Origin of the sequence: Emticicia sp. (genome assembly GCF_043780375.1) — a bacterium.
Lineage (GTDB): Bacteria > Bacteroidota > Bacteroidia > Cytophagales > Spirosomataceae > Emticicia.
In genome coordinates this window covers 1-12880 of record NZ_JAYWCU010000290.1, presented here as the reverse complement: position 1 = coordinate 12880, position 12880 = coordinate 1, and the positions used below count along the sequence as shown (strand labels likewise).

13 protein-coding genes are annotated in these 12880 nt (G+C 34.4%); 5 read left to right on the top strand and 8 right to left on the bottom strand.

Annotated elements, in window-relative coordinates; translation table 11 throughout:
- From ACH2CJ_RS21295 to ACH2CJ_RS21285, 3 genes are all read right to left on the bottom strand, one after another.
- Positions 1-894, bottom strand: an 894-nt coding sequence (locus ACH2CJ_RS21295) for an alpha/beta fold hydrolase (protein ID WP_394996456.1), incomplete at its 3' end; no start/stop codon positions are given.
- A 66-nt stretch (positions 895-960) separates the two neighbouring features.
- Positions 961-2127 carry a hydroxymethylglutaryl-CoA reductase gene (locus ACH2CJ_RS21290; RefSeq protein ID WP_394996453.1) on the bottom strand — a complete coding sequence of 389 codons (1167 nt, stop codon included), beginning with the start codon at positions 2125-2127 and terminating at the stop codon, positions 961-963.
- 51 nt (positions 2128-2178) lie between these two features.
- Positions 2179-2937 carry an enoyl-CoA hydratase/isomerase family protein gene (locus tag ACH2CJ_RS21285; protein WP_394996451.1) on the bottom strand — a complete coding sequence of 253 codons (759 nt, stop codon included), beginning with the start codon at positions 2935-2937 and terminating at the stop codon, positions 2179-2181.
- Between the two features lie 164 nt (positions 2938-3101).
- On the opposite strand from ACH2CJ_RS21285, the gene ACH2CJ_RS21280 reads away from it, so the two are divergent.
- Positions 3102-4526: a leucine-rich repeat domain-containing protein gene (locus tag ACH2CJ_RS21280; protein WP_394996448.1), complete on the top strand. Its 1425-nt coding sequence runs from the start codon at positions 3102-3104 to the stop codon at positions 4524-4526.
- 101 nt (positions 4527-4627) lie between these two features.
- The gene (locus ACH2CJ_RS21275) at positions 4628-4933 is read left to right on the top strand and encodes a MerR family transcriptional regulator (RefSeq protein ID WP_394996445.1); all 306 of its coding nucleotides are present in this window, start codon (positions 4628-4630) and stop codon (positions 4931-4933) included.
- Position 4934: 1 nt separating this feature from the next.
- On the opposite strand, the gene rlmB is transcribed toward ACH2CJ_RS21275, so the two are convergent.
- The 4 genes from rlmB to ACH2CJ_RS21255 form a co-directional block, all read right to left on the bottom strand.
- Positions 4935-5825 (bottom strand): 23S rRNA (guanosine(2251)-2'-O)-methyltransferase RlmB, encoded by an 891-nt coding sequence (gene rlmB / locus ACH2CJ_RS21270; RefSeq protein WP_394996442.1) that lies wholly within the window; start codon positions 5823-5825, stop codon positions 4935-4937.
- On the bottom strand, positions 5798-7087 hold the full coding sequence (locus ACH2CJ_RS21265) for a GWxTD domain-containing protein (protein ID WP_394996440.1): 1290 nt from the start codon (positions 7085-7087) through the stop codon (positions 5798-5800). Before ACH2CJ_RS21265 ends, rlmB begins: the two co-directional genes overlap by 28 nt.
- Positions 7088-7161: 74 nt before the next feature.
- Entirely contained in the window at positions 7162-7362 is a 201-nt protein-coding gene (locus tag ACH2CJ_RS21260) for a helix-turn-helix transcriptional regulator (protein ID WP_394996438.1), read from the bottom strand.
- A gap of 2 nt (positions 7363-7364) precedes the next feature.
- On the bottom strand, positions 7365-7838 hold the full coding sequence (locus ACH2CJ_RS21255) for a hypothetical protein (protein ID WP_394996435.1): 474 nt from the start codon (positions 7836-7838) through the stop codon (positions 7365-7367).
- A gap of 156 nt (positions 7839-7994) precedes the next feature.
- Between ACH2CJ_RS21255 and ACH2CJ_RS21250 the strand changes: the two genes are divergently transcribed.
- Positions 7995-8363, top strand: coding sequence for a group III truncated hemoglobin (locus tag ACH2CJ_RS21250; RefSeq protein ID WP_394996432.1), 369 nt, complete (start codon positions 7995-7997; stop codon positions 8361-8363).
- Between the two features lie 37 nt (positions 8364-8400).
- Here ACH2CJ_RS21250 and dacB read toward each other — a convergent pair whose 3' ends face one another.
- A complete protein-coding gene (gene dacB, locus ACH2CJ_RS21245) occupies positions 8401-9843 on the bottom strand; it encodes a D-alanyl-D-alanine carboxypeptidase/D-alanyl-D-alanine-endopeptidase (protein ID WP_394996429.1) in 1443 nt (480 codons plus the stop codon).
- Positions 9844-10159: 316 nt separating this feature from the next.
- Here dacB and ACH2CJ_RS21240 point away from each other — a divergent pair, with 316 nt between their 5' ends.
- Both ACH2CJ_RS21240 and ACH2CJ_RS21235 read left to right on the top strand, forming a co-directional pair.
- Complete coding sequence (locus tag ACH2CJ_RS21240) at positions 10160-11581, top strand: MBL fold metallo-hydrolase RNA specificity domain-containing protein (RefSeq protein ID WP_394996426.1); 1422 nt, start codon at positions 10160-10162, stop codon at positions 11579-11581.
- A gap of 140 nt (positions 11582-11721) precedes the next feature.
- The gene (locus tag ACH2CJ_RS21235) at positions 11722-12678 is read left to right on the top strand and encodes an acetyl-CoA carboxylase carboxyltransferase subunit alpha (RefSeq protein WP_394996423.1); all 957 of its coding nucleotides are present in this window, start codon (positions 11722-11724) and stop codon (positions 12676-12678) included.
- Positions 12679-12880: the final 202 nt, after the last annotated feature.

Here is a 12880-nt window from a genome sequence, read left to right as displayed (position 1 = left end):
CATTACATGACTAATAATTTCAGGTAAAATCTTGCTCAAAGCACCTTTCGGCAATTCATGCCCCATTCCTTCAATAATAACTAATTTAGCATTTGGAATTAGAGGAGCGTAAATTTCGGCATGTTTTTGATTAACAAGTGGGTCGTCAGTTCCATGTATTACTAAAGTTGGGGCTTTTATTAAATTGAGTTTTTTTAAACGAGAACCCGAGGCTACAATTGCACAAAATTGTTGATACCTCGCTCGTGGATTTTGTCCTTTTCTAACTTCAATACTTTCTGTAAAAACTGTTTTAAAATAATTCTCATCAAAAGGAAAACGAGTTCCTCGCAACATGCGATAAGTTAATAGGTAGTTATTTACTGATATTTTATGTTCAGTATATTTATTTTTTATATAAAACCTTTTAATGAAGAAAGGCAATAAATGGAGTAAAAATCGCTCTTTGAAATTTTTAGCAATTTTTGGATTAAGTGTAAAACCCGACGACATAATGGAAGTCAGCGTTAAAACTTTATTGGGATATGAAATGGCAATTTGTTGAGCAATCATACCACCCATCGACACTCCAACTAAATGGGCTTGAGAAATTTTAAGAAAATCTAATAACTCGACACTGTCTTTTGCCATATCTTCGAGGGTGTATGGTTTACTTCGATGCCAACCATCGTTCATCCAGGTCGAAAGTCCAATATCTCGATTGTCAAATATAATCACATAAAACCCTGCATCAACTAATGGCTTTATGAGGGCTTCACCATAGATTACGCACTGAGCATCAAGCCCCATAATTAGAAGTATGGCAGCATTTTCGGGTTTTCCGAAAGTCTCATAATATATCTCAATACCATTTACCGGTGCTTTACCTGATTGAGTTAAAAATGAGTTTGACACAATTAAAAAGATTTAAAAATTAACAGGATTTATTTTCGATTAAATTTAATCAATTCTCAATTATTTTCACCTATTTCTCCCCAAAGCCTCATGGCTGCTTACCCATTGGTTGGCAACGATGGCAGATGCTAAAGAAAGTTCACCTGCCAAAACTACGGCTGCCATTATTTCAGCTAATTTGTAAGCTTTTCCTGCTCCAACACAACCCATAACTTCTAAACATTCTCTTTGTGTAGATAAACCAGTTCCTCCGCCATGAGTAGCAATTATCAACGAAGGAATCGTAATTGACATATAATAATCGCCATTATCTTTCAATTCGCTATAAGTCAAAGCCGCCGAAGATTCGGCAATATTAGCTACATCTTGACCAGTGGCTATAAACATAGCCGTCAGTCCATTGGCAGAGTGAGCTCCATTATTTGAAGAATTTGACAAAAGCGAACCCATATTTGAAAACTGACGCTGTTTGAACAAAGCTTTGCTCGATGTGTGCATGATTGTTTCCAACAAATCTTTCGGAATTGTAGCTTCAGCAACTACTCTTTTTCCACGAGTTTGAAGCGTATTGAGGTGTGAATGCTTTTTGTCAGTATCCATATTAGCGGCCATCGAAAAATGCTCTAATCCTTCAATGCCTTGTTCGAGTATCCAATGGCAAGCATGATGCGTTGCCTTTGTAACCATATTTTGTCCAGCGGCATCGCCAGTTGTAAAATTAAAACGTAGCCAATGGAGTTTTCCTACTATATATCGTTCAATATCAGTCAGTTTACCCGACTTTGTTGTCTCTTCTGCTTTTACTTTAATTTCATCAAAATGGGCATCAATCCATTGACCAAAATTTCGAGAAAATCGAGCATTTTCAAATACAAAAACTGGTGCTCTTTGCATCGAATCGTGCATGATTGTGCATGTTACGCCGCCCGACTCGCTCAAAAGTTTCATTCCTCGGTTATAACTTGCCACCAAAGTTCCTTCGGTAGTTGCCATCGGTATATAAAAATCGCCTTGTGCATATTCACCCAAAACTCTAATCGGACCTGCCAAACCGATAGGAACTTGTGCAACACCAACAAAGTTTTCAATATTTCCTGGTAAAACATTTGGGTCGAAAGAATATTTTGCAACATGGTTCAAATCAGCTCCAGTTTGCTCTGAAACAAACTTTTGGCGTTCAGCAATTATTTTGTTTGAGTAATTATCTATTTTGTTATAAGGTATTTTTGACATAGTATCTTTAATTGAGAATTGTTGTGCGGAATGCTATTCGCTATAATTGAACTACTTATTTTTCTCAAATCCTCTCAAAAACTCCGTTCGATCGGTAATTTCGATCAAATATTCGCTTTCAATTTTCAAACCATCTGCCAAAGTCGTGTTCATCCCTTCGTTATATAAATGCTTAAAAGCGGCAATCGTTTGTGCCGAATTTTGCAAAATTTCATTTGCCATTTCCATTCCTGTTTTTTCTAAATCTTCCAATGGCACAGCTCTATTTACGAGTCCGATTCGCTCGGCTTCTTTACCAGTAATAGGTTTACAAGTAAACGACATTTCTTTAGCTTTAAGTACACCAACCAATCTTGGTAGTCGTTGAGACATTCCCCATTTGGGTAAAATCCCCCATTTTGCGTGGGTATCGCCAATTTTTGCATCTTCGGCCGCAATTATCAAATCAAAAAACATCATTAATTCGGTTGCACCAGTGTAGCAATGTCCATGTACGAGAGCGATAGCAGGTTGAGGCATTGTACGTAAAATTTTAGCAATTTGGTTGCCATCTTGCAAGATTTCGTCGGCTGTAAATTGTCCACCAACGAGCGATTCGTTCATAGCTTTTAAATCTACACCTGCCGAAAATGCTCTTCCAGCACCTTTAACAATCAATACTTTGCACGAATTGTCTCGAGCTATTTCTTGCAAAGCCAATTTCAGTTCACGAATCAAATTTGGACTTAGAGCGTTTAGTGCAGCAGGTCGATTGAGAGAAATAATAGCAATACTCTCTTGTCTTTCAACAATAATATCTTGATAATTCATTTTTTTGTAAGATTTGAATAGAACAAACAAAAATAATGAAAATATTATGCTTGCATACCAGTCAAAGTTTTTTATTTGAAATAATAAATTTTGTTATAAACAAAATAACTAACTAAGGAATTAGTTATATTTATGCTACATTATCACTAAAGCTCTAAGCATATATGAATAAGCTACTATTATTATTAATTTTAGGTTCAATTGCTACATTTGGACAACAGCGAGTTTATCAAAGAGATAAGTTTGAAAAAGAAATATTATCAAATACATTAGCAGAAAAGCAATACCCAAGTGCTACTCGTTCAAAAGATAAAAATAATGAAATTCAAAATCTTGCATTAGATGAACGGAAAATCAACAATGATTTCATGAAAGCGGCTATTAAAAAAAATAGTCAATATATTTCTATAGTTGAGAGTAAAAATATGCCCATAGAAATATTCTTTAATAAGAATGGTGAAGTAGATTATTTGGTTTATGGATTTAGTTCGTTTGATAATAGAGTGTTTAATGGCAAAAAGTTTTTATTTGATACACTAAATACCGAAGAGAGTAAAGTGTTTTATGAGGTTGCAGAAGATTTTTGTAAGAAATATAAATGCCAATTGAAAGGCGTAGAGAATAATTATAGTTTCTATATTGGTTTAGGGTTTGGAAAAGGGCAGAAAAAGATGAGTAAAAAATATATTTCAACTATCGAGATGGCTGAAAATTGTACTAACCCAGATACCGTTAAAACCTTGATGCTGAACAAATTATACTTGACAAATTTCCCCGAAGTAGTTCTTAGATTCAAGAATTTAGAGAAATTAGATTTGTCGGATAATTATATCGAACAAGTACCAAGTAAGATTTGGGGATTGAAAAAATTGAAATTCTTGAGCTTAAGCGGAAATTATGTTGATTATACAAATTTTGGCTTCAAACGAAACAAACATTTGAAAGATTTGAATTTGCAATATACAGGAATGTCAAAAATGCCCAAGTCTTTAAAAAGAAATCGCCGTTTAGAGATTTTGTTTGTTGGAAATAATCCAATAAAATTTACTGACAATGATTTTAATAGAATGAAGCGACTCAAAGCATTGAATTTGTATAATGTCCGAACCAGTACTTTGCCAAAATCTATTGGAAAACTAAATAATTTAGAAGAATTAGACCTTTATTACAACAATTTACAGTTTTTACCAATAGAAGTTTGTCGTTTAGCTAATCTAAAAACTTTGGCATTATCGAATAACCAACTTTGGAATTTGCCCGTTGAAATTGCTAAAATGCCAAAGTTACAAACGCTTTATGCCCACCATAATCGCTTGAATTCGTTGCCAAATTTGCCAAATCTTAAATTTCTTGATGTTGGTTATAATCTCTTCAAGGTTTTTCCGGAACAAATTTATGAATTGCAAAATTTAGAAGAATTTGATATTACAAATAATCAGGTTGAGGAAGTACCTGAGAAATTACTTGGTTTAAAAAAACTTCAAAAAGTGTATATCCGTGGTAATGTATTTTATAAAGTAAATGAAAAAAGCAAAGAATTGTCTAAATTAGTGGCAGATTTGGAACAAAGACAGGTTTTGGTAAGATAAGATATTGAGTAAATGAGTGATTTATGAATGCGTGAATTTTATAAAAATCATCAACTAAAACAATTACTCATTTACCAAAACATAATTCACTCATTATTTTTATGAAACTATTTTATAAAACTTCCGAAGCAGCTGAAATATTGGGCATTGAAGACCATACTGTTCGTTATTATGAGAAAGAATTTAAGTTAAATTTCATTCGACATGGGCGTGATAGAAAAATCACGATTAAGGATATTGAGCAATTACGCAAAATAATAGACGAAAAAGCAAAGGGAAATCTGACACTCAAAGGAGCTCATAGAAAATTGAACAATAAAACTGATATTAATAAAAGCAAAAATTCCCTGAAAGCTAAGTTATTGACTATCAGGGAATTTCTGCAAGATACTTTAAATGAAATGTAAGTTAAGAAAGCCTTTGTCTTACAACTTCATATAAAATTACTCCAGTAGCGACCGAAACATTTAATGAACCAATTTTCCCTGCCATCGGAATTTTGGTTGCATAATCGGCTTGTTCAAGTAGGTTTTCAGAAATACCATCTTCTTCCGAACCCATCAAAATGGCAGTTGGCACTTTAAAATCTATGTTGTATAATTTTTCAGTAGCTTTTTCAGTACACGCAACTATCTGAATACCAGATTGTTGCAGTTCAGAAATGACTTGCCAAAGACTATTTTCACGACAAACTGGCAAGTGGTTCAATGCCCCAGACGAAGTTTTCATAGCATCTGCATTGATTTGGGCAGCACCACGAGCGGCAACCACAATGGCATTTACGCCTGCACATTCGGCGGTTCGGGCAATTGCTCCAAAGTTACGAATATCAGTAATACGGTCTAAAATCAAAATCAATGGCACCTCTCCTTTTTCAAAAATATCGGCAACAACATTAGAGATTTTAGCATAATTTACTGCCGAAACAAAAGCAATTACTCCTTGATGCACCTTCATCGTAACACGATTGAGCTTTTCAAGTGGCACTCGCTGCACAGGAATATTACGTTCAAATGCTAATTTTTCTACTTCTGTATGACCAAATTCTCTTTGAAGTAATATTTTCTCAATTTCTTTTGTGCCTTTAAGGGTTTCTAAAACAGATTGTACGCCAAAAACTATGTCGGCTTTCGACGGTTTTTCAAAGCCTGGCGGCAATGGTTTGGCAAAATACTTTTTCTTAAATCCACCGAGTGGCATCCCACCATTACTATCGCCTTCTGGCTTTCTAAATCCACCAGATGGTTTTCCATCGTCCGAAGGGCGATTATTTACTCCACTACGTTTCCTGTTCTCCATGCTTCTACAAACGGATACCAATACGACTGATATTCGGGGTAACGAACCAGTTCATAATAATTTTCCGTAAATTGGTTTGGTTTTCTATTAAATGTAAATATAATTTCTGAAAAATTTTGACTTTGTGCATACATCCATACCTCACGGTCGCGGCTACGTTGTACTTTATTGGGTGGCCCCAATACTATATAAACCATTCCTTTGTCTGTTTTCCACCCTTCTTTATAGGTCGTAAAAAGGCGATTGGCATCTTCAATTCGGTGGTAATATGTTTTGATAATTTTCTTTGAAACCATCTGATTTCCACCTGTAACTGTCAAAAAATAACGGTCTAATGCCTGTTTTGCATCTTTGGTTTCATTGACTGTTTTGGTTTCTTGACTACTACTAATATAAATCAATGGTTTTGCCAACTTTTCAGGCCGAGTGAATCGAGGAAAACGCTCATCAACTATCATAAATCCGAATCCATTTTTGATATAAACGGTGTCTTCAACAGCCAAATATAAGCCTTCATTTGGCAGTAAAATAGGAGTATTTGTCTGTATTTTAATAATTTCTTTAACATCCATGCTTTTCATGGCAGGTCGGATACTGGTTGCCATTGGCGATTGTGCTGGTTCGAATTCATTATTATAACGAATCAAAAACAATTCTTTTGCCTGTGGAATGGTACTTTTTATTTGAAAAGTATCTTTTTGACTTATATAGTTTTTGAAAATTGGCATTGAGAAATCTTTAACAAACACGCCAAATCTATCATTCAACCGAATACCGTTAAAATCAATAGCCAAATCGTTATTTGATTTTTTACTATTTTCTACTTCAAAAATTTCAGTTAGTAATAAGCCTTTAGGGGTATTTTTAGGTCTCGGAATTTCAAAATTAAGTAATATTTTACCTTCCTTCAATATTGTATTTTGTTCCGTAATCTCAATTTTTCCATAAGCTAAGCGGTCTCTTACGCCATAATCTGGTTGCAGAAGCCAACTAAATCGAAAATGTTCTTTCAACTGCGTCAAAGCATTGTTGGTTTTCAGGTTTTCGATATCTAATTCTAAGTAAATTCTGACTGAAGATGAATCTTTAAGTAAATAACGACTTTTAATAGCAACCACAGCAGGTTTGGCAACTACTTCTGGCTGTATAGAAGTTGCTTTTGATGTTGTTTTTGTCAGTTCACGTTGAGCTTTTTGGATTTTTTTATTGCTTATACAAGAAGCAAGAATGACCAAAAAACTGTAAAAAAATACTTTTTTCATTACATTTATATTTCTTAGAGTCAAATTTAGGGAATATTATTGAAGGTTTTCAAATAACTAACGAAAAGTAACTGCTAATCGTTATCTTCTAATTCAAAAACTTCTTCTACTTGCTTGCCAAATAATCGAGCAATCTTCATAGCTAAAACCGTTGAAGGCACATATTTGTTGCTTTCGATGGCATTTATTGTTTGACGGCTCACATTTATTCGCTCGGCTAAATCAGCCTGCGTGATGTCAAGTATCGCCCGTTCGATTCTGATTCGATTTTTCATAATTATTTTTTAACAAAAAGTATATAATGAAATCTTATTACAAAAAATATCAAAGGTGTGAACATATTAATAATAATTACCTGAAAATATGCCATTCCATGAACAAACATTGTTGCTAAAATTAATAGTGCAAAATTAAAATATATCGCCCATTGTAGAGATTCTAATCTAATTTTTGAGACATATTCATCTTCAACTTTTACCTTTGAAAATGCTATAAAAAGTAAGCCTATTATACTCCCAATTGCTGCAATTTCATCAGTAAAATTCAAAACCGAAACCTCGTCGGTTGCATGGATTGTACCAGTCCCACTCGTAAAAGTGTCTGAGAAAAAATACTTAAAAGGTAACTGAACTGTAAAAAAATCGAAACTCAAGTCATTGAAAATAACAAATAACCCCAAAATAATGCAAGGGATAGCAAGTATCCAACCAATGAATTTGTAACGATGAGGAAATAAGAATCTTGGTTCCATAGTTAAATTATGTTTTAGTATATGTAAATTACAACACACCAAATGTAAAGTATATTTTACATTATATCAAATATATTTTACATTTATTTTCTAAAATAAAAATTTTATGTTTTTGTTGCGTGTAGAATTGTACTTTTGCATAATAAATAATAATAGATGGACGATATTCATAACCGAGAAGATATTGAATTATTGGTAAATAATTTTTACGAAAGAGTACATAACGAGCCAAACTTAGCACTAGTTTTTGAAATACCGCATGACCAGTGGCAAAGTCATTTGACAAGAGTCGTGAATTTTTGGGAAAATTGGCTTTTTCAGACTGGAAGTTATACAGGAGGAATGATGTGGGTACATTTACAAACTAACGAAAAACACAAATTAACAACTGAGCGATTCGAACAATGGTTATCTTTATGGTTTTTAACAACGGATTCACTTTTTTTAGGAGAAAAAGCCACATTTGTAAAGAATAAAGCCCTTGAAATTGGGCAGATTATGAATGCTAAATTCAATATTAAATAAGTAGAGGCGAGGCAATTGAGTATTCTGTTTGCGAGAATTAGATTTCCACCATCAATTTCATTATTTCTTCCAAATATTTTCTTACTTTTCTATCAGCACCGTCGGCATATCGATTAACAATTAATGAAAAAGACATCAGTTCGCCATTCGATGCCGTAAAATATCCTGCAAAAGCTCTTGTATTACTAATTGATCCGCTTTTAGCTCTGACATTGCCCGCAGCTTTCGAGCCTTTTGCCAAATTTTGTACCGTTCCCGTTTGCCCTACAACGGGAATTGACGCATAAAAATCATTGAAAGCATAATCGCTTTTCATGGTATAAAGAATATCTGTCAAATTATTTGCAGTCAATACGCCCGATGGCGAAAGTCCGCTACCATCTCTAATCATAAAGCCTTGCAAATCAACACCTTTTTGCGACCAAATTTGCTTTGCTGCATTTACAGAAGATTCAAAACTTGCATCTTTTGAAATGGAATATCCTACGGTTTTTAGCAAAGCATCGGCATAAAGATTTATACTATGAAAATTACATTCTTTCACCAAAGCTGCAATAGAAGGTGAATCATAGGCAAAAATCTGAAATCTTTGCTTAGGATAATAGCCATTTTGAGTTTTATAATTTTGAAAAGGTATTGTCGGATTGACAATGTATCCACCTAATTCTATAAAGTTTTTTTGAAGATGATAAGCAAAAAAATAAGCTGGGTCAGGTAGAGATCCTTTCACCGAAAATTCGCCATTTCCAGCAGGAATTGTTCCCTGAGATAGAATTGTATTACTCAAAGGGGTATTATAAATGATTACATTATCGCCCGAATTTCGCTCGGCGGTTGTTACTTTATTGACTGATAAGAGATTAGGCAATTCGGGCATAAACCTCGAAATTGGTGCGTAGTTTCCAATATTATTATTTTGTTTGAAATAAACTTGATAAAGGTTTTCATTCACATTCAAACCACTCACTCCTGCACCATAGTAATTTCCTACGTCACCCCAAATCCAAGAGTCAGCCAATGTGTTTTCTGGAAAGATTGTACCATCGCCAAAAATATAACCATCAATCTTTTTAATACCAAAACCTTTAATTTTTTGAACAAAAAAGTTAGTTATTTGTTGAAAATTCATACCACCTCGTGCCGAGCCAAATGATGGGTCGCCCGAGCCACGTACATAGATATTTCCTTGTAAAACACTATCTATAATACTACCATCATACTCAATAAATGTTTGATAACGATAGGTTGGACTTAATACTGACAACGCAGTTGCGGTAGAAACCAGCTTTAAAGTAGAGGCAGAATTGACCGATTTTTGGGCGTTGTATTGAATTTTATATTCGCCTGTTTGTGTTGAGCGAATAGAAGCAGCTACAATTCCTGTGCGAACTTCTTTATCATTTTGTACGCTGTCAATTAGTTTTTGAAGGCGTTGGAGTGGAGTCGTAATCTGTAAAATGAAAAATAAAAGTAGTTTCATGGAAATTTACGATTTCAGATGTACGAACGGTTCGCCATTGCGATTACGAAATAAAATATTTGAAATACCAACGCTTATTTTATAGTTTGATAAATGGACTTTATTGAAAATTAGCATTGATTTTTCAAGATAAAACACTGATAAAAAACAGTTTAGCAAATTCGTAAATCGTTATTCGTCATTCGCAAATTCGTTTGTTTTACAATTTTAACAAAAATTCCTTAGTTAAAAAAAGAAATCTTTACGTAATTTGTAACATGAATATTAAGCGAAGACCTTTTTGCTTTAACATTCTTAATAATTTGAAAACTTTTGTATGAAATTAACTTTTTGGGGAGCAACGAGACAAGTATCGGGTAGTATGTTTTTACTCGAATTTGACGACGAATATAGAGTTTTGATAGATTGCGGTACCGATTTGGAGAGAGATTTTAACGAAGAAAAGCCCAAACCCGAATATGGAATATTTCCTTTCGACCCATCACTTATCAATTTAATTATTCTTACACACGCCCATATTGACCATTCTGGGCAAATACCGAATTTATTTAAGGAAGGTTTTGAAGGACAAGTACTATGCACAAAAGCCACAATGGATTTGGGCGAAATTTTACTGCTTGATTCTGCTTCGTTGAATCAACGAAAATTTAAGGCGATTCACGATAGTAAAAAACGCTCAAAAAAACGGAAAGATGTAGATTCACGAGAACTTTATCTGGAAAGGCAAGTAAAAGATGCTCTTGAAAACTTTGTTCCTATCCCTTTTGACCAACGTTTTAAGTTTAAAGATGATGGATATTTGACATTTATTCCTGCAGGCCATTTGCTTGGAGCAGCCCATGTTTATTTGGAAATTTGGGAAAATGGCGAAAAGAAAACATTTTGTTTTTCAGGCGATATTGGACGGAAAAATTACCCTTTACTGCTCGACCCGCAGCCAATTCCGCAGGTAGATTATTTGATAACTGAAACAACCTATGGAGATCGCCATCATATAAGCGAAAACAAACCAGAAGAGTTATTAGCAGAAATTATCCAACGAGCTTGTATTGATATTCCAGGGCGTTTGATAATTCCGTCATTTAGCGTCGGTCGTACTCAAGCCATGCTTTATACGCTCAATAAACTTTATACCGAAAAAGGTTTTACACCAATAAAAGTATTTACCGATAGTCCATTAGCGAAGGCAAGTACCAGAATTTACGAGAAAAGTGCAAAACTCATGAATAAAGCTGCACGTGATTTTCGAGATGAAAATGAATCACTTTTTGATTTTGAAAATTTAGTATATTTGGAATCAAATCAGGCAAGTAAAGCAGTTTCAAATCATTCTGAGCCTTGTATTATCATTTCTGCTTCGGGCATGGTAACGGGTGGACGAATTGAACACCACATTCAAGCAAATATCAGTAATCCTTATGCCACAATTTTGATGGTTGGCTATGCCAGCGAAGGAACATTGGGCTGGAAATTATTGAATGGTGAACGAAAAGAATTGACTATAAATGGTGAAAAATTGCCTGTAAATGCCACTATTGAGAAGATTGATGTCTTTTCAGGTCATGGAGATTTAGACGATTTGATTGATTTTGTAAAATCGCAAGATAAAGTTAAAACAAAGAAGATATTTTTAGTACATGGTGAACTCAATACAATGCAAAATTTTAAAAATACCCTTGCAGCGATTGATTATAACCAAGTTGAAATTCCAAATAAAGGAGAAACATACGAGATGTGAGATTCGAGATTTGAGATATAAGATTTAAGAATAAATGCAAACTATACTATTTATAAGTAAATAATATGGTATTAGAAGTTGCAAAACCAATTATTCCAATCTCGAATCTCCAATATCGAATCTCCAATCTCATACAACCTATGAGAACACTTTTAGATTTTGAAAGACCCATTGCCGAGCTTGAATCGAAGCTTGAAGATATGAAGCGGCTTGCCGCCGATAATAATGTTGATGTTAGTGTAGCAGCTCGCACGCTTACTGATAACATCGAAACCTTAAAAAGGGAAACTTTTGCTAACCTTACCCGCTGGCAAAGAGTGCAACTTTCTCGACATCCTGACAGACCATATACGCTTGATTATATTGAACGTATTTGTCCAGAATTTCATGAATTGCACGGCGACCGTAATGTAAGAGATGACCCTGCAATGGTGGGTGGTTTTGCTACAATCGATGGTCAAACTGTGATGGTGATTGGGCAGCAAAAAGGCAGAAAAACCAAAGAACGTCAATATCGAAACTTTGGAATGCCCAACCCTGAAGGTTATCGAAAAGCACTTCGATTGATGAAGTTGGCAGAGAAATTCAATAAGCCAATCGTTACTCTGATTGATACTCCAGGTGCATTTCCTGGGCTTGAAGCAGAAGAGCGTGGACAAGGTGAAGCAATTGCAAGAAACCTCAAAGAAATGATGCTTTTGAAAGTTCCTGTAATATGTGTCATTATTGGCGAAGGTGCATCAGGAGGAGCATTAGGGATTGCGATTGGTGATAGAGTTTTGATGCTTGAAAATACTTGGTATTCTGTAATTTCGCCCGAATCTTGTTCTTCTATTTTATGGAGAAGTTGGGATTATAAAGAACAAGCCGCCGAAGCATTAAAATTGACTGCACCCGATATGCTTCAAAATAAATTGATTGACGGAATAATAGAAGAACCACTTGGTGGAGCTCAGTTAGATTGGGATGATATGTCAAATCGTTTGAAAAATAGAATTTTAAGCGAAATTGCTACATTAGAAGCAATGACCGCCCAAGAACGCATTGATTCTCGCATTGAAAAATTCTGTGCAATGGGTGTTTTTGAGGAGGTATAGTTTTTTCATTACTATATTATTACAAAAAACGCAATTTAGCCTCAAACTAAATTGCGTTTTTTATTATCTTAGATTACATTTACCAAAAAAATTATTGTTTTACTCTATCAACAAAAAGTCAGATTGGATATAAACTTCGGTGAATTCACCTTTGGCTTTTAAAAACCCTACTTCTTCATAACGATTAGAACCATTCATGAAA